This is a genomic window from Streptomyces sp. NPDC005374, from assembly GCF_042872225.1.
Lineage (GTDB): Bacteria > Actinomycetota > Actinomycetes > Streptomycetales > Streptomycetaceae > Streptomyces.
Genome location: NZ_JBIAKA010000013.1, coordinates 150,915 through 167,248, shown reverse-complemented (window position 1 = coordinate 167,248; position 16,334 = coordinate 150,915). Strand labels below are relative to the sequence as shown.

Below are 16,334 nucleotides of genomic sequence, written 5' to 3'. Positions count from 1 at the left end.
GCCCGATGCACTGCGAATGAAACTCGGTAGCGAAGACAGCTACGTAGTAAGGGGGTTCATATGCTTCGACGGGCGCGACAGGAGCTTCCGAGTGATCGCTCATGACGTCACCGTAAGGCGGGACGTGCCCAGCGATCCAGCGCTATTCCTGACCGGGACGCATCGGGGATCGGGGCCTTGAACGAAGCCGTCCGAGGTCTCCCTCCAGTGCCCGGCAACGGCCGATGGCCCCCCGACTCACAGAACGGTGCAGGGGCCAGCCCGGACAAGTCGGACCGGGCGCCCCGTATCTGAAGCCGCCTCGTGGCGAAGCAGGAGGCAGCGAGACCGCGTTCACCGTCTGCCCGACTTGATCCACGGCCACTTCACAGCGCAGACCACTACCGGCGCGACGAGCATGGCCAGCATCCACAGTCCCACGGTCGCCGGCGAGTAGACGACGTAACGCCACCGCTCGGGCAGGGGCCCGGGGATGAGCAGGAGCACGATCAGCGCGGCCCATGTGCCGAGCACCGCCGCCATCAGGCGTACTGCCACCATTGCTGCCCCCTCTCCGTGTTTCTGCCAGCATCTCGAAGGCGGAATGGTATATCCCCTGGTCTCCGTGGCTCGCCGCCTCCAGGATTCAGTCCACCACCTGTGGATCACGGAAGTAGTAGACGACCGTCACGCCCATGCCCGATGGGTGCGCCGAGTCGCGGGCAAGTGGTGTGGTGTACGTGTATTCCGCGGAATCTCCCTGCCCGCCGCACCGTCCAGTTGGACCAGTTCCACGGTCCGGTACTCCTCGATGCCGAGGCGCATCTGGAGAAGTACCGGCGCCTCCTGGGCGTCGTTGAGGCCATTGCCCTCAGCCCCGGGAAGTCCCGCGATCTGATCCACTCCATCGACCAGAGCCTGTGAAGGAGCCGAGATGACCATCCACGTCTGGCAGAAGTCGTCCTACTGCCAGGAGGGCGACGCCTGCGTCCACATAGCCACCGACCCCGACGGAGTCCACCTCGCCGACTCCGACCCCGCACAGACCGTCGTCACCGTCACCCCCGTCGCCTTCGCCGCCCTGCTCGGCCTGGTGAAGTCACTCTGATCCGTCCGCCAAGTCGGCGACGACGGCCGCATGGTCCGACGGCCAGACCCCGTCCACCGGGCCGTCCCCCGCGCGCCGGACGCCCAGGACGCGGCCGAGGTCGGAAGGCCCCGGGAGGCCAACGTGGACGTAGTCGATGCGGGCCGGTGGGCCCAGGCGGACGTACGGGTTGGCGGGGTCCCAGGTCGAAGAGGGGGCCGTGGGGTCGGCGTACTCCCAGGCGTCCAGGAACAGTTGGTCCGGTGCGGCCGGGGCCGTCTTGTAGCCGCCGAAGCGGCGGATCTCGTCGGAGTCGGGCCAGGCGTTGAAGTCGCCGGTGATCACCGGCGGGAAGTCGGTGCCGGAGCGGTGCGCGGCGACGAACTCGGCCAGCGCAGTGACCTGTTGGCAGCGGATCGCCGACCCGGTGGGGGAGGACGTGAGGTGGGTGGTGAAGAAGGGGATGTCGTACGAGGGCCCGGCCAGCCGGGTGTGGAAGGCGAGGCGGCCGTCGTCCAGTGCGTCGGGGGCCGGCAGGCGCAGGACGGATTGGTGGGTCACCGGCCAGCGGCTCAGCACCGCGTTGCCGACCTCGACGCCCGGGTCGCCGATCCGTCGCTGCCAGCGCTCGGAGGCGGGTGAGGGGGCCCACGCCCAGTGCAGGCCGAGTTCGCCGGCCAGCCACTCCGCGAGGTTCTCGGTGCCCGCCGACCACACCTCCTGGAGGCCGACCACATCCGGCCGCAGCTCCCGCAGCACCGCCAGGATCGCCTTCTGCCGCTGCTCCCAGGGGCCGAAGCGCCACCACAGGTTCCAGGTCACCACGCGCATCGCCGACACTCCCTCGTCCGCCCGGTCCGCACTCTGAGATCATCAAGGCCGCCGGTCACGTTACGGAAGACCGGAGACGGGAGTCACAGAGGTCATGTCCCGCAACACCGAGCGCAAGTACCGGATCGTCACGGCCCTCCAGCGCCGCCTCAACCCGCTCATGCGCCGACTGCCCCTCCAGACCGTCCTGGAGACCACCGGCCGCACCTCGGGCCTGCCCCGCCGGACCCCCGTGGGCGGCAGGCGGGTCGGCGACTCCTTCTGGCTGGTCTCCGAGTTCGGGGAGCGGTCCCAGTACGTCCGCAACATCGCGGCCGATCCGCGCGTGCGGGTGCGGATCCGCGGGCGGTGGCACACCGGGACCGCCCATCCGATGCCGGACGACGACATCGCCGTACGACTGCGCTCGCTGCCCGTGATGAACAGCGCGGCGGTACGGGCAGTGGGGGCAGGGCAGTTGACCGTGCGGGTGGATCTCGACGGATGAGGGACGACCCGTGCGGGCGGACGACCATCGTGAAGGTGCTGGTCACCGGTCTGGCGTGAGGTGTCTTCGGCGTACTCGTGCTGGTCGTGGGCGGCAGTCCGAGGTGTGGACCGTCCGGCAGGTGCGGGTTGGGCGATTCCTCGCCCGCCGTCTCGGGTCGCGCTCGTACGCTCCGGCGCACTGCGCCGTTGACACGGCGAACACGACGAGACCGCGAGGGTATGTACTGACAGGTGTCTGCCTCGGAAAGGCGCCGGCCGCGATGCTCTTGGCATGACCAAAACGAGTGTCCCGATCACCGTCTTCGCCCGTACGACGTCCAGCCCCGCGCACACCTACCAGGTCATCGTGCCGATCGACCTCGCCCAGGTGTTCAAGCCGTGGGGACCGTTCCCCGGCGTCGCGGAGGTGCGCGACCAGACCGGCACCTGGAACCGGCCGGGGACGTCGCGCCAGACCTGGTTCACCGACGGCTCCAAGGCCGACGAGCGGCTTACCGAGATCGCGGAGGGGCACGGGTTCGCCTACGAGCTGAGTGGCTTCACCAACGTGCTGGCCAAGCTGGTCTCCGGGGTGCGGGGCGAGTGGTCGTTCCTGCCCGACGGGACCGGCACGTCGATCCGGTGGACGTACGACTTCCGGCCGCTGCCAGGCCGCCGCTGGATCGTCGCGGGGCCGTTCAAGCCGCTCTGGGCCCGCTACATGCGCGCTGCACTCACCAGGATGGTGACCGTGGTGCAGGAAACGCCCGGTGGCATCATGGAGGCGTGAGCGACCTGAGCTTCGGCGCCTTGTTGCGCGGCTGGCGCGACCGCCTCGACCCGGCCGATGCCGGCTACGCCCGGTCGGCCCGCCGCCGCGCCCCTGGCCTGCGCCGCGAGGAACTCGCCGAGCTCGCCGGCCTCTCCGTCGAGTACGTGCTGCGTCTGGAGCAGGGCCGGGCCACCAGTCCCTCCGCGCAGGTGGTGTCGGCCATCGCCCGCGCGCTGCGGCTCGCCCCGGCCGAACGCGACCAGTTCTTCCGCGCCGCCGGTCTGCTCGCCCCGCGTGACCGTACCGTCGGCACGCACGTGCCGCCGAGTGTCCGCCGTCTCGTCGCCCGCCTCGGTGACCTCCCGATCGGCGTGTTCGCCGCCGACTGGAGCCTGCTGTGGTGGAACGGCATGTGGACGGCTCTGCACGGCGACCCGTCCGGCCTGGCGCCCGCCGAACGCAACCTCGCCCGCGCGCTGTTCGGCACGGGGGAGGGGCGCTGGCACCTGTATCCCCTCTCATCGGCGGCCGGAGAGTACGCGTTCGAGACGGCGATCGTCGCGGACCTGCGCGAAGCGGTCGCCCGCTATCCCGCCGACCCGGAGCTGGCCGCGCTCGTGGACGGGTTGCGCAGGGCCTCGCCGCTCTTCGGTGAACTGTGGGCCGTGGCAGGCATGGAGCAGCTGACCGGGGACCTGAAGACGATCAGCCATCCCGAGCTTGGCGACGTCACCCTGGACTGCGACGTGCTGACCTTGCCGGGAGTCGACCTGCGCATCGTCACCTACACAGCGGCCCCGGGAACCCGCGGCGCCGACCAACTCGATCTCATGCGTGCGTCCCGGCTCAGCGAAGCCCGCTGACAATCGGGGCGCTGCGGAACTCGTTCGGCATCCCCTTCGGCACTTGGCCCGGCTCCCGCACCGGGGCGCGATATCCGTGAGACCGCAGGACCACTGGCCGCAGTCGCGCGCGAGCCCTGGAGTGCCGTGTTTCCGGGCGCTCATGAGCTCGGCCGGCAACCGCTCCCCGTGACGTGATGGACAGCCTGCCGTTCCTGCGCGAGCGCGACGTCGCTGTGCTGGGCAACGACCGGGTCCTGGGGGCGGCGCCCGGACAGCAGCCCGCTCGCCAGGCTCTCGACCACGACGGCAGGCGTCGGCGGTGACGAGTTCGACGTCTCCCAGGGCGGGGCCGCGACCGGTTGCACCCGCTTCGCGTATGTGCGCGAAGCGGGTGTCTTTGGTGCCGTGCGACGCGACCAGCATGCGGCGGGTGGGCGAAAAGAGCCCGGCGGTGTTGGAGGAGGCAGCCTCGCAAGGGGGGCGGCCGGGGAGGACCGTACGGAGACGGGCCGCCGCCGGGCCGCTTGCCGTGTCAGCCGGAGTGCGTCACTTGGCCGGCTTGTAGAACGCGTACGTCGCCGTGTACTGGACGCCGACCTGGTCCGTTCCCGTGCACGCCGTGGCCGGGGCGACGCCGCCGGTGGTGTTCAGGCGCTGTATGTAGGAGACGCCTCCGAAGATCCCCGTGCCGCGGGTGGCGGTGGCCTGGAGGAGGAGCTCGGGGATGGTGCCGGTCTTGGGGGAGTTGGCGATCGCCGCGGCGTTGACCGCGCTGCCGTCCACCGTGGAGACCCAGACGGGGCCGCGGGAGTGGAGGGCGACGGTGCGGCCTCTCTTGTCCGACAGGGTGGCGGCCGGCTCCAGGAGCTTCCAGGCACCGTCGGTGCAGGTGTAGGTCTGCACGCCCCGGGCCGGGTACACACCGGTCAGCTTGTTGCCGTCGGGCACCTTGAGTGCCGCGGGGGCCTTCACGGGCCTGGGCGCGGGGTCCGAGGGGGTGGCGTAACCTGTGGTCGCGCCCAGCAGGGCGGTCGCGGCGGCGAGGCCCGCGGCGGTCAGGGCTATGCGCTTGGTGAGCTTCAAGTCGGTTCTCCGGAAAGGATATTGACTGTCTGTCAGGGTGGCGACATCGATGTCGCCACCCTCCGCTCCGGGACTCTACGGGCCCACCCGAGGGTTACCGGCCAGTTGGCCGAACACGCCGTCGTGAAGGCCGTCTCCCGAAAGCCGTCTCACCCCGGCCAGACGATCGACTGCACCTCGCTGTACGCGTGCAGGGCGTACGACCCGCAGTCCCGTCCGACCCCGCTGCTGCGGAAACCGCCGAACGGCGCCTCCATGTTGCGGCCGACCGTGTTCACCCCGACTCCCCCGGCCCTGAGCAGGCGTGCCACGCGGAAGGCGCGGGCGATGTCCGCCGACCAGACGTAGTCGATCAGGCCGTAGTCGCTGTCGTTGGCGAGGGCGATTCCCTCCTCCTCGTCGTCGAACGGCACCACCGTCACCACGGGCCCGAAGATCTCCTCGCGGACGACCCTCATGTCGGGGCGGCAGTCGGCGAGGAGGGTCGGGGCGACATAGAACCCGCGGTCCAGGGAGGGCCGTTCGCCACCCGCGACAACCACCGCGCCCTCCTTGCGGCCGAGTTCGACGTACGACTCCACCCGCTCCCGGTGTGCCGCGGAGATCAGCGGGCCGACGACCGTGCCGGACTCGCGTGGATCGCCGACCTTCAACCGACGTGCGTACGCGATGAGTTCGTCCACCAGCCGCTCGTAGATCCCCCTTTGTGCCAGCACCCGGGTCGGTGCCGTGCAGATCTGCCCGCTGTAGAAGGAGAACGTGGTCCCGATCCCGGCCACGGCCGATCCGAGGTCGGCGTCCTCGAAGACGACCGCCGCGCCCTTCCCGCCCAGCTCCATCAACTGCCGTTTCATGGAACGCCCGCACACCTCGCCGATGCGCTGCCCGACCGCCGTGGAGCCGGTGAAGCTGACCATGTCGACGTGCGGAGAGTCGACGGCGGCCTCGCCGACCTCGACGGAACGGCCGCTCACCACGTTGACGACACCGCGCGGCACCCCGGCGGCCTCCAGTGCCTCCGCCATCCGGTAGACGGAGAGGGGGTCCTGCGGGGCGGGTTTCACGACCACCGTGTTGCCCATGGCGAGCGCGGGGGCGATCTTTCCGGCGGGGTTCGCCCAGGGGTTGTTGTACGAGGTGATGCAGGTGACGACTCCGACGGGGTGCCGGATCGCCAGCGCGCCCAGCGCCGCGGCCTTCCCCATCGGCCCGGCCTCGTTGATCTGCGGCGGGATCGCCCACTCCGCGGGCTCGACCTGCGCGTACCGCCGGAAGCGGGCGGCGGCGACGCCGACCTGCATCCCCCGGGCCACACCCGTGGTCGCCCCGGTCTCGGCCTGGGCGAGTTCGGCGTACGGCACCAGGCGGGACCGGATGATGTCCGCGGCCCGTGCGAGCACCGCCGCCCGCTCCGCCGGTGCCGTGCGCGACCACGGACCGAAGGCCTCGCGGGCCGCGGCGCAGGCCGCGTGCACCTGATCCCGCGAGGCCTCCGGAGCCCATCCGGCGGTCTCCTCGGTGGCCGGGTCGACCACCGCGTAGTGCCCGCCGTCCGGCACCACCCACTCCCCGCCGACGAACAGCCGCTGCCCGTCCGGGGAACCACCGGACTCACCGGACTTACCACCCGACGCAGTCACCTCGTGCTCACCGTCCGCGTGTCCCGGCCCGACCGCAGTACCCGGCCCGGTACGGCCCCGCTCACCACGTCGTCCCGGATCGCCTCGACCCCGTTGACCCACACGGCCCGTATCCCGATGGCCTTGGAGTCCAGCCGTGGGCTGTCGCCCGGCAGGTCGTGCACCAGGGTGGCCGTGCCCGCGGCGACGCGTTCCGGGTCGAAGAGCACGAGGTCCGCATGGAAGCCCTCCTCGATGCGCCCCCGCTCCCGCAGACCGAAGAGCCGGGCGGGGTCGTCCGTCAGCATCTGCACGGCGTGTTCCAGCGAGGTCAGTTTCCGCCCGCGCAGGCAGTCGCCGAGGAAGCGGGTCGTGTACGGCGCCCCGCACATCCGGTCCAGGTGGGCGCCCGCGTCGGATCCGCCGAGGAGCACGTCCTCGTGCTGCCAGGCCTCGGCTCGCATGGCCCAGGACGCCGGGTCGTTGTCGGTGGGCATGGGCCACAGGACCGTACGCAGGGAGTCGGCCGCGCAGATCTCGACCAGCGCGCCGAACGGTGTCTGCCCGCGTTCGGCCGCGATGTCCTCCACGACCCGCCCGCTGAGCCCGCGGTTCGTCTCGCTGTACGTGTCGCCGATGACGTACCGCCCGAAGTTGGTCAGCCGCCGGAAGACGCCCGCCTCCTTGGCCTGAGAGTGGCGGACCAGTTCGGCCTGGACGTCCGGGTCGCGCAGTTTCTCGATGCGCTCGGGGACGGGCAGCGCGAGGACCTGACCCCAGCCGGGGATGAGGTTCAGGGCGCAGAAGGTGCCCAGGGACATGTTCATCGGGGTGAGGATCGGCATGGTGAGGGCGACGACCCTGCCGCCCGCCTTCCGGGCCTGCTCACTGGCCTGTAGTTGGCGGGGTACCCGTTCGGGGACGGCCGAGTCGATGGTCAGCACGTTCCAGTTGAGCGGCCGTCCCGCCGTGGCGCTCATCTCCGCGAGCAGGTCGATCTCGGCGTCGCTGAACTGGTCGAGGCAGCCGGCGACGATCGCCTCGATCTGCGTCCCCTCGTGCTCCCCGACTGCCTTGGACAGAGCGAGCAGTTCGGCGGGCAGGGCGTGCCGGGAGGCGACGGGTTTGCCGTCCCCGTCGGAGTGCGTGGACGACTGGGTGGTGGAGAAACCCCAGGCTCCGGCGTCCATGGCGTCGTGCAACAGCCGCAGCATGGCGGCGAGTTGATCGTCGGACGGCTGTCCGCCGACGGCGTCCGGTCCCATCACGTGCCGTCGCAGCGCGCAATGCCCCACCATGAACCCCGCGTTGACGGCGATCCGCCCGTCGAGAGCGTCCAGGTACTCCCCGAAGGAGCTCCAGCTCCAGGGCGCCCCCTCTTCGAGGGCGACCAGCGACATCCCCTCCACCTTGGACATCATGCGCCGGGTGTAGTCGGCGTCGTCGGGGCGGGACGGGTTCAAAGGGGCCAGCGTGAAACCGCAGTTGCCGGCCGCGACGGTCGTCACGCCGTGGTTGAGGGAGGGCGTCGCGTACGGGTCCCAGAACAGCTGGGCGTCGTAGTGCGTGTGCGGGTCGACGAACCCGGGGGCGAGGACGAGTCCGTGGGCGTCCTCGCTGGTGCGGGCCTCTTCGTCGATCCGGCCCACCACCGCGATACGGCCGTCCCGGATGCCGACGTCGGCGGTGCGGGCGGGGGTGCCCGTGCCGTCGACGACGGTCGCCCCTTTGATGACGTGGTCGAGCATGGAACCGAACCCCCCTTATGCGGACTCGCGGAAACGGGTCGTGCGGTGCACCGGATCCGTGTCGATCTTCGGGATCACGTGCTCGCCGATGAGCCGGATGGTCTGGAGCGTCTCCTCCTTCGGCACCCCCACCGGCAGCCCGAAGCTCAGCTGGTCCGCGCCCGCCTGCTCCCAGCGCTTGCACTGGCGGACCACTTCGTCCGGGTCCCCGCAGATCAGCAGCTCCTCCTCGATGAGGAGCTCGACGAACTCGGCGTTGTACTCAGGCAGGGTCTCGGGCCACACGGGGAAGCCCTCGGGGCGCGGGAAGGTGTCGTGGTACCGGAAGACGAGGGACGGCAGGTAGTGCAGTCCGCCGCTCACGGCGATCCGGATCGCCTCGTCGTGCGTGGGCGCGCAGATCGCGGTCGTCGTCACCATGACGTTGTCGTTGACGAAGTCCCCGATCGGCTCGGCGTCCACCACCGCCGTCTTGTACTGCTCGAGGACCCACTCCATGTCGGAGACCTTCTGCACGCTGAAGCCGAGCACTCCGAGCCCCTTGCGGGCGGCCATGGCGTACGAGGGCGGGGAGCCGGCGGCGTACCACATCGCGGGGTGCGACTTCCCGTACGGCTTGGGCAGGATCTTGCGCGGCGGCAGCTGCCAGTGCTTGCCCTGGAAGCCCACGTACTCGTCCTGGAGCCACATCTTGGGGAACTCCGCGATGGTCTCCTCCCAGATCTCCTTCGTGTAGTTCATGTCGGTCACACCCGGTATGAACCCGAGGATCTCGTGCGATCCGGCCCCGCGTCCGCTGCCGAACTCGAAGCGGTTCTCGGTGAGATGGTCGAGCATGGCGACCTTCTCGGCGACCTTCACCGGGTGGTTGACCTGGGCGAGCGGGTTGAAGATCCCGGAGCCGAGGTGGATCCGGTCGGTGGCGTGCGCGAGGTAGCCGAGGAAGACGTCGTTGGCGGAGAGGTGCGAGTACTCCTCCAGGAAGTGGTGCTCGGACGCCCAGGCGTACTTGAAGCCGGACTTGTCCGCCTGGATGACGTACTCGGTCTCCTCCATCAGCGCCTTGTGCTCGGCCAGCGGGTCGGTCTCGGCACGCTTGCCCACGTATCCCTGTACAAAGAGCCCGAATTCCAAGGCGGTTCACCGTCCCCAGTCTGTCTCTGACACTCCTGTTTCTGACACTCCGTCAGATTCCTGATCTGCCGCCGACTGTGGCACCGGGCGCATACAGCGTCAATAGCTGATGGCCAGTCAGATGCCGGTCGGACGATTCCGGTCGGCGTCAGATGACGGAGACCCCGGCGAGCCAGCCGCCGTCGATCACGAACGGCTGCCCGGTGATGTACGAGGAGTCGGCCGCGGTCAGGAACAGCGCCAGCGCCGCCACCTCCTCGGGCCTGCCGATCCGGCCCAGCGGCACGATCTTGCGGTAGAACCGGTCGAGCCCCCGGGAGGCCTCCGCACCGTCCGCCGAGGGGTCCAGGACGGCCGGGTTGGACATCGCAGTGTCGACGGCCCCGGGGCACATGGCGTTGACCCTGATCCCGCGCGGGGCCAGCTCCAGCGCGGCGACCCGGGTGAGCCCGAGGATCGCGTGCTTGGAGGCCGCGTAGGCGCCCACGCCCGCCATCCCGGTCACGCCGGTGTAGGAGGCGGTGTTGACGATCGTGCCGCCGTCGGACATCACCGGCGCCAGGGTCTTGATGCCGAGGAAGCAGCCGACCTGGTTGACGTTCACGATCTGCATGAACTCGTCGAGGGGCGTGTCGAGAAGCGCGTTGAAGCGCAGGATCCCGGCGTTGTTGACGAGCCCGTCGACCCGCCCGTACTCCCCGACCACGGCCTCCACCGCCCGCCGCCAGTCGGCCTCCAGACCCACGTCGAGGTGCACGTACAGCGCCCCGATCTCCTCGGCCAGCGCCTTGCCCTGCTCGTCCAGCACATCCCCTACGACGACCTCGGCGCCCTCCGCCCGGAACAGCCGGGCCTCCTGCTCGCCCTGCCCGCGTGCCGCGCCGGTGACGAGGACGACACGTCCGTCCAGCTTGCCCATGCGGTGACTCCTCAGAGGTGGGGGGCGATGCCGGCGCCGAACGCCGCCATCTGGTCGGTGAGTTCGCTGAGCCCGCGGCTGCGGAAGCGCACCTGGAGCTGGTCCACGCCCATCGCGCGGTAGGCGCGCAGCGACTCGGCGAGCTCCTCCGGCGACCCGCTCAGCGTGCGGCGGCCCACATCCCACGCGGGCGTGCCGACGTACAGCGGCTCGGCGATGGCCCCGACGGTGAACGGCCCGTCGAGGCCCGCCTCCGCCCGCAGCCGCCGTATCCGGTCGATCTGCGCGGGCAGCCGGTCCCGGGGGTCGCCCTGCGGCAGCCAGCCGTCGCCCTTGAGGGCGGCCCGGCGCACGGCCGCCGGGGAGGAGCCCCCGACCCACACCGGGACGTGGGCCTGGGCGGGTCGGGGACGCTGGCCGAGATCGGCGAAGTCGTAGAGCTTGCCGTGGTGTTCGGGGAACTCCTCGGGCCCGAGGGCGCTCCGCAACGCCTCGATCGACTCGTCGAGAACGGCCCCGCGCCCCGCGAAGTCGACGCCGAGCACCTCGAACTCCTCCTGCACATGCCCCGCCCCGACCCCGAGGATCAGCCGGCCGCCGCTCAGGTGGTCGAGGGTGGCGTACTGCTTGGCGGTGAGGAGGGGGTGCCGCAGCCCCACGACGGCCACATGACTGAGCAGCCGCACCCGTTCGGTCACGCCCGCGAGGAAGGCGAGGGTGGCGACCGGGTCGTACCAGACCGTGCTCATCGCGGGCGCGAGGCGGCGCGGGATCGCCACGTGGTCGCAGGCGGCGACGTAGGTGAAGCCCGCGCGGTCGGCGGCCCTGGCCACCTCGGCGAGGTCACCGGGCCCGGCACCGGCCTCCCAGGGCTCGGCGTAAATCGTGCTCTGGGACTGGACGGGCAACTGGATGCCGTACTCGATCACTTGGGGCCGCCCCAGAGGCCGTCCGGTGTGAGACCGAGCAGCTCGATGGCGTTGCCGCGCACGATCCGCTCGACGATGTCGGCGTCCAGGTGTCCCATCTGCGCCTCGCCGACCTCACGGGACTTGGGCCAGGTCGAGTCGGAGTGGGGGTAGTCGGTCTCGTAGAGGACGTTGCCGACGCCGATCGAGTCGAGGTTCTTCAACCCGAAGGCGTCGTCGAAGAAGCAACCGAAGACGTGCTCGGTGAAGAGCTCGGACGGCGGGCGGTGGACCTTGTCGGCGACACCGCCCCAGCCGCGGTTCTCCTCCCACACGACGTCGGCGCGCTCCAGGATGTACGGGATCCAGCCGATCTGCCCTTCCGCGTACATGACCTTGAGGTTCGGGAAGCGCTCGAACTTGCCGCTCATCAGCCAGTCGACCATCGAGAAGCAGCAGTTGGCGAAGGTGATCGTCGAACCGACCGCGGGCGGCGCGTCCTTGGACGTCGAGGGCATACGGCTGCTGGAGCCGATGTGCATCGCGATGACCGTGCCGGTCTCGTCGCAGGCGGCGAGGAAGGGGTCCCAGTCGTCGGAGTGGACGGAGGGCAGGCCCAGGTGCGGGGGTATCTCGGAGAACGCGACGGCCCGCACGCCCCGGGCGGCGTTGCGGCGGACCTCGGCGGCGGCCAACTCGGCGTCCCAGAGCGGGATGAGGGTGAGCGGTATGAGCCGCCCCTGCGCCTGCGGGCCGCACCACTCCTCCACCATCCAGTCGTTGTAGGCCTGGACACACAGCAGGCCCAGTTCGTGGTCGGCGGCCTCCGTGAAGGTCTGGCCGCAGAAGCGCGGGAAGGTCGGGAAGCAGACGGCGGACTGGACGTGGTTGACGTCCATGTCGGCGAGGCGCTGCGGGACGTCGTAGGAGCCCGGGCGCATCTGTTCGTAGGTGATGACCTCCAGCTTGATCTCGTCCCTGCTGTAGCCGACCGCCGTGTCGAGGCGGGTGAGGGGACGCTGGAGCCCCTCGTACAGCCACCAGTCGCCGAGTGGTCCGTCGTCGCCCGGGGCGCCCATCACCGGCTTGAAGCGCCCGCCGAGGAAGCTGATCTCTTTCAGCGGCGCCCGGACTATGCGGGGGCCGGTGTCCAGGTACTTCTTCGGGAGCCGGTTCTGCCAGACGTCGGAGGGCTCCACCGTGTGGTCGTCGACGGAGATGATCTTCGGAAGTGCCGTCGTGGTCTCCATGCCGCTCACGGTAGCGCCGATCTGACGACCCGTCAGCTACGCGGACGACGCCTCCTTGAGACCGGCCAAGGGGCCAGGGCACCCACACCCGCCTCACATCCGAACCCACCTCACAGCACCCCACCCAGGGGCGCGGGGAACTGCGCAACAGCACCCACACCCGGTTCACGCCCAAACCCACCTCACACCAACCCACCCAGGGGCGCGAGGAACGGCGCACCAGCACCCACACCCCGCTCACGCCCCAACCCACCTCACGGCACCCCACCCAGGGGCGCGGGGAACTGCGCGACAAGCCACAACTCACCCGCACCCGCGAGACAACCGCACCCGGCACCCCCGCACCGCGCCCGCCCGCCCACCCTCCAGACCCGGCCGGCACGGCAGAATTCCCGCTCCCGTCAACGCCGTTCCGCGCGGAAGTATGCGAAGGCCGGGTGAGAACCTCGTGATATCCCGCGTGCCCTCCTGTGATCAGCCTCTCCACAGCTGACGCATCCGCCATGGACAAGGCAGACTGACGGGGTTGTAAACAGGCCCTAGGGGGACGGCGATGGACGGTGTACCGCGGGTGCCGGAGCAGAGGCGTCCCGGCTCCTCGGCGGGGGCCGGAGAAGAGGAGCCGGCGCCGCTGCGCTTCTACGTGCTCGGCCCGGTCCGGGCCCGCCGCGGCGAGGAACTGCTGAACACCGGCTCCCCGCAGCAACGCGCCCTGCTCGCCGCCCTGTTGCTGCGCGAGGGCCGGACCGCGACGGCAGCCGAGCTGATCTCCGCCCTGTGGGGCGAGGAGCCCCCGGACCAGGCGCTGGCCGCGGTGCGCACCTACGCCTCCCGGCTGCGGAAGATCCTCGACCCCGGCATCCTGGTCAGCGAGTCCGGCGGCTACGCGATCCGCGGTCTGCACGAGACCGCCCTGGACCTGGCCGCCGCCCAGGAACTGGCCACCGAGGCCGAGAAGGCCAGGAGCGCCGGGGACCTGTGCCACGCGCGTGAGGTCCTCAACCGGACGCTGGGCCTGTGGGACGGCGAGGTGCTCGCGGGCGTCCCCGGGCCGTACGCCGAGGCACAGCGGGTGCGGCTGGAGGAGTGGCGGCTGCAACTCCTCGAATCCCGCCTCGACATGGACCTGGAGCAGGGCTGCCACGCGGAGGCGGTCTCCGAACTGACCGCCCTCACCGCCGAACACCCCCTGCGCGAGCGACTCAGGGAACTCCTCATGCTCGCCCTGTACCGCTCCGGCCGCCAGGCCGAGGCCCTCGCGGTCTACGCCGACACCCGCCGCCTGCTCGCCGACGAACTCGGCGTCGACCCCCGCCCGGGCCTGCGCGAGCTCCAGCAGCGCATCCTCCAGGCCGACCCCGGTCTCGCGGAGCCCTCCTCCCCGCAGCCCGAACCGGTCGCCGCCCCGGTCCGCCCCGCACAACTCCCCGCCACGGTCCCGGACTTCACGGGCCGCGCGTCCTTCGTCACCGAACTGAGCGAGGTCCTCGCCTCCGGATCGGACGGCCGGGTGATGGCGGTCTCCGCGCTGGCCGGCATCGGCGGCGTCGGCAAGACCACCCTCGCCGTGCACGTGGCCCACCAGGCCCGCGCCGCCTTCCCCGACGGACAGCTCTACGTCGACCTGCAGGGCGCCGGCGCCCGCGCCGCCGAACCGGAGACCGTCCTCGGCGCCTTCCTCAGAGCCCTCGGCACCGCCGACTCGGCGATACCGGACTCCCTCGAGGAGCGGGCCGCCCTGTACCGCTCGGTCCTGGACGGCCGCCAGGTGCTGGTCCTCCTCGACAACGCGCGCGACGCGGCCCAGGTACGGCCCCTGCTGCCCGGCACGGAGGGCTGCGCGGCCCTGGTGACCTCCCGGGTCCGGATGGTCGACCTCGCCGGCGCGCACCTCGTGGACCTGGACGTGATGTCCCCCGAGGAGGCGCTCCAGCTGTTCACGAAGATCGTCGGCGAGGAGCGGGTCGCCGCCGAGCGCAAGGCCGCCCTCGACGTGGTCGGCGCCTGCGGCTTCCTCCCGCTCGCCATCCGCATCGCCGCCTCCCGCCTCGCGGCCCGCCGCACCTGGACGGTCTCCGTCCTCGCGGCCAAGCTCGCCGACGAGCGCCGTCGCCTCGACGAACTCCAGGCCGGCGACCTCGCCGTGAAGGCCACCTTCGAACTCGGCTACGGCCAGCTGGAGCCCGCCCAGGCCCGCGCCTTCCGCCTGCTGGGCCTCGCCGACGGCCCCGACATCTCGCTGGCCGCCGCAGCAGCCGTACTCGACCTCCCGGCGGAGGACACCGAGGACCTCCTGGAGGCCCTGGTCGACACCTCGCTGCTGGAGTCCGCGGCACCCGGCCGCTACCGGTTCCACGACCTCGTACGGCTCTACGCGCGCGCATGCGCCGAACGGGACGAGTGGCCTCCCAGCGAACGGGCGGCGGCCCTGTCCCGGCTCCTCGACTTCTACCTGGCCACCGTCGCCGGCGTGTACCTCATCGAACGGCCCGGGGACCGGCTCGTCGACCACCTGGCCACCCCGGAGTACCCGGGACTGGTCTTCGCCGACCGGCACGCGGCGCAGGACTGGCTGTACGCGGAGGCGGTGTCGCTGCTGGCGTGCGTGCGCCAGTCCGCGGGCTCCGGGTTCCTGCCACGGGCGGTCGACCTCCTGTGGGCGGCCGTGGACCTCGCGGAGTCCGGCACCAACTCCAAGGCGTACGAGGGGGTCGCCTCCGCCCTGCGCGAGGCCGCGCGCGAGGCCGGCGACCCGGCGGCGGAGGCCCGGGCGCTGATCACGCTGGCCTACGCCCACAGCCTCACGGGACGTTTCGACCTCGCCGACGAGGAGGCCGACCGCGCCCACGGACTGACCGTCGCCTCCAGCGACCCGCTGGCCGGCAGCTGGGCGAGCAACATCCTCGGCGTGCTCGCGGTCTACCAGAGCCGCAACGACGACGGGGAGGCGCACCTCACCCGGGCCATCGAGGGCTTCCGCGCCTGCGAGGACCCGTCCGGCGAGGCGAGCGCCCTGTGCAACCTCTCGCGCATCCACCTGGCGGGCGGCCGGACCGAGAGCGCGGTCTCCCTGGCCCAGCAGGGCGTGGAGATGTACGACGCCATGGGCCACGCCCTCAAGGGGGCCAACGCCCGTTACGCGCTGGGCCTCGCGCTCACCCAGCACGGCAGGCTGCCCGAGGCCACCGCCCGCCTCCAGGAGGCCCTGACGGTGTTCCAGGACAGCCGTCAGCGGCTCTGGGAGGGCATGTCCCTGTTCCGGCTGGCGGAAGCCGACCTGGCCGCCCGGCGCCCGGCGCAGGCCGCGTCGAACGCCGAGACGGCACTGACGGTGCTGCGCGGCATCGGCGGCGACTGGCGCCGGGCCAACGTCCTCGTGGTCATCGGGCACGCGCTGAGCGGCATCGGGCAGCCCGGCCGGTCACAGGTCTGCTGGCGGGAGGCCCTGGAGCTGTTCGAGGCCCTCGACGCACCGGAGGCCGAGTCGGTCAGGGTTCTGCTCACACCGCTGGCGCTGGCCTGAGGGGCAGTTGGCCGACGGGCCGCGGACGGACGTTCATCGTTCGTTTATCGCCGCCCGGCACTCTCGTCTTGTCGTCGCGTCGCGTCGGGGGGCAGACGGGACGACCTGGACCGTTGCACTACGGTGAGCGGTCGCGCGGTCGGCCCGGAGATCCTCGGGGGAGTCTCC

Annotated in this window: 16 protein-coding genes; 7 read left to right on the top strand and 9 right to left on the bottom strand. The window is 71.2% G+C overall.

All coding sequences use genetic code 11. The features are described 5' to 3' along the window. Positions 1–333 precede the first annotated feature (333 nt). Positions 334–540, bottom strand: a complete 207-nt coding sequence (locus ACFYRX_RS30970) for a hypothetical protein (RefSeq protein WP_389106687.1) — start codon at positions 538–540, stop codon at positions 334–336. A 141-nt stretch (positions 541–681) separates the two neighbouring features. Here ACFYRX_RS30970 and ACFYRX_RS30965 point away from each other — a divergent pair, with 141 nt between their 5' ends. Both ACFYRX_RS30965 and ACFYRX_RS30960 read left to right on the top strand, forming a co-directional pair. After that, complete coding sequence (locus tag ACFYRX_RS30965; protein WP_389106684.1) at positions 682–903, top strand: Scr1 family TA system antitoxin-like transcriptional regulator; 222 nt, start codon at positions 682–684, stop codon at positions 901–903. 10 nt (positions 904–913) lie between these two features. After that, entirely contained in the window at positions 914–1,087 is a 174-nt protein-coding gene (locus ACFYRX_RS30960) for a DUF397 domain-containing protein (protein ID WP_389106681.1), read from the top strand. On the opposite strand, the gene ACFYRX_RS30955 is transcribed toward ACFYRX_RS30960, so the two are convergent. Further along, on the bottom strand, positions 1,079–1,897 hold the full coding sequence (locus ACFYRX_RS30955; RefSeq protein ID WP_389106679.1) for an endonuclease/exonuclease/phosphatase family protein: 819 nt from the start codon (positions 1,895–1,897) through the stop codon (positions 1,079–1,081). The two genes, ACFYRX_RS30960 and ACFYRX_RS30955, sit on opposite strands and share 9 nt — an antisense overlap. A 94-nt stretch (positions 1,898–1,991) precedes the next feature. On the opposite strand from ACFYRX_RS30955, the gene ACFYRX_RS30950 reads away from it, so the two are divergent. From ACFYRX_RS30950 to ACFYRX_RS30935, 4 genes are all read left to right on the top strand, one after another. Further along, the gene (locus ACFYRX_RS30950; protein ID WP_389106677.1) at positions 1,992–2,384 is read left to right on the top strand and encodes a nitroreductase/quinone reductase family protein; all 393 of its coding nucleotides are present in this window, start codon (positions 1,992–1,994) and stop codon (positions 2,382–2,384) included. A 273-nt stretch (positions 2,385–2,657) separates the two neighbouring features. Continuing rightward, positions 2,658–3,155 (top strand): SRPBCC family protein, encoded by a 498-nt coding sequence (locus ACFYRX_RS30945; protein WP_389106675.1) that lies wholly within the window; start codon positions 2,658–2,660, stop codon positions 3,153–3,155. Beyond that, positions 3,152–4,000, top strand: coding sequence for a helix-turn-helix domain-containing protein (locus tag ACFYRX_RS30940; protein WP_389106673.1), 849 nt, complete (start codon positions 3,152–3,154; stop codon positions 3,998–4,000). The genes ACFYRX_RS30945 and ACFYRX_RS30940 overlap by 4 nt, the downstream gene beginning before the upstream one ends. Before the next feature lie 176 nt (positions 4,001–4,176). After that, complete coding sequence (locus ACFYRX_RS30935; protein WP_389106671.1) at positions 4,177–4,305, top strand: hypothetical protein; 129 nt, start codon at positions 4,177–4,179, stop codon at positions 4,303–4,305. A gap of 223 nt (positions 4,306–4,528) precedes the next feature. On the opposite strand, the gene ACFYRX_RS30930 is transcribed toward ACFYRX_RS30935, so the two are convergent. The 7 genes from ACFYRX_RS30930 to ACFYRX_RS30900 form a co-directional block, all read right to left on the bottom strand. Then, complete coding sequence (locus ACFYRX_RS30930) at positions 4,529–5,065, bottom strand: DUF3455 domain-containing protein (RefSeq protein ID WP_389106669.1); 537 nt, start codon at positions 5,063–5,065, stop codon at positions 4,529–4,531. Between the two features lie 149 nt (positions 5,066–5,214). Further along, a complete protein-coding gene (locus tag ACFYRX_RS30925; protein WP_389106936.1) occupies positions 5,215–6,648 on the bottom strand; it encodes an aldehyde dehydrogenase family protein in 1,434 nt (477 codons plus the stop codon). Positions 6,649–6,701: 53 nt separating this feature from the next. Next, positions 6,702–8,432 carry an amidohydrolase family protein gene (locus tag ACFYRX_RS30920; RefSeq protein WP_389106667.1) on the bottom strand — a complete coding sequence of 577 codons (1,731 nt, stop codon included), beginning with the start codon at positions 8,430–8,432 and terminating at the stop codon, positions 6,702–6,704. Positions 8,433–8,447: 15 nt separating this feature from the next. Next, a complete protein-coding gene (locus ACFYRX_RS30915) occupies positions 8,448–9,566 on the bottom strand; it encodes an LLM class flavin-dependent oxidoreductase (protein ID WP_389106665.1) in 1,119 nt (372 codons plus the stop codon). A gap of 148 nt (positions 9,567–9,714) precedes the next feature. Beyond that, complete coding sequence (locus tag ACFYRX_RS30910; protein ID WP_389106663.1) at positions 9,715–10,485, bottom strand: SDR family NAD(P)-dependent oxidoreductase; 771 nt, start codon at positions 10,483–10,485, stop codon at positions 9,715–9,717. Positions 10,486–10,496: 11 nt separating this feature from the next. Continuing rightward, positions 10,497–11,411 carry an LLM class F420-dependent oxidoreductase gene (locus tag ACFYRX_RS30905; RefSeq protein WP_389106933.1) on the bottom strand — a complete coding sequence of 305 codons (915 nt, stop codon included), beginning with the start codon at positions 11,409–11,411 and terminating at the stop codon, positions 10,497–10,499. Next, a complete protein-coding gene (locus ACFYRX_RS30900; protein ID WP_389106661.1) occupies positions 11,411–12,652 on the bottom strand; it encodes an amidohydrolase family protein in 1,242 nt (413 codons plus the stop codon). The genes ACFYRX_RS30905 and ACFYRX_RS30900 overlap by 1 nt, the downstream gene beginning before the upstream one ends. 544 nt (positions 12,653–13,196) lie before the next feature. On the opposite strand from ACFYRX_RS30900, the gene ACFYRX_RS30895 reads away from it, so the two are divergent. Beyond that, positions 13,197–16,166 (top strand): BTAD domain-containing putative transcriptional regulator, encoded by a 2,970-nt coding sequence (locus ACFYRX_RS30895; protein ID WP_389106658.1) that lies wholly within the window; start codon positions 13,197–13,199, stop codon positions 16,164–16,166. The last annotated feature ends 168 nt before the right edge of the window (positions 16,167–16,334 follow it).

Excerpts from the sequence above, each read along its gene's own strand:
- ACFYRX_RS30970 (WP_389106687.1), bottom strand. The coding sequence starts at position 540 with ATGGTGGCAGTACGCCTGATGGCGGCGGTGCTCGGCACATGGGCCGCG.
- ACFYRX_RS30965 (WP_389106684.1), top strand. The coding sequence starts at position 682 with ATGGGTGCGCCGAGTCGCGGGCAAGTGGTGTGGTGTACGTGTATTCCG.
- ACFYRX_RS30960 (WP_389106681.1), top strand. The coding sequence starts at position 914 with ATGACCATCCACGTCTGGCAGAAGTCGTCCTACTGCCAGGAGGGCGAC.
- ACFYRX_RS30955 (WP_389106679.1), bottom strand. The coding sequence starts at position 1,897 with ATGCGCGTGGTGACCTGGAACCTGTGGTGGCGCTTCGGCCCCTGGGAG.
- ACFYRX_RS30950 (WP_389106677.1), top strand. The coding sequence starts at position 1,992 with ATGTCCCGCAACACCGAGCGCAAGTACCGGATCGTCACGGCCCTCCAG.
- ACFYRX_RS30945 (WP_389106675.1), top strand. The coding sequence starts at position 2,658 with ATGACCAAAACGAGTGTCCCGATCACCGTCTTCGCCCGTACGACGTCC.
- ACFYRX_RS30935 (WP_389106671.1), top strand. The coding sequence starts at position 4,177 with ATGGACAGCCTGCCGTTCCTGCGCGAGCGCGACGTCGCTGTGCTGGGC.
- ACFYRX_RS30920 (WP_389106667.1), bottom strand. The coding sequence starts at position 8,432 with ATGCTCGACCACGTCATCAAAGGGGCGACCGTCGTCGACGGCACGGGC.
- ACFYRX_RS30910 (WP_389106663.1), bottom strand. The coding sequence starts at position 10,485 with ATGGGCAAGCTGGACGGACGTGTCGTCCTCGTCACCGGCGCGGCACGC.
- ACFYRX_RS30895 (WP_389106658.1), top strand. The coding sequence starts at position 13,197 with ATGGACGGTGTACCGCGGGTGCCGGAGCAGAGGCGTCCCGGCTCCTCG.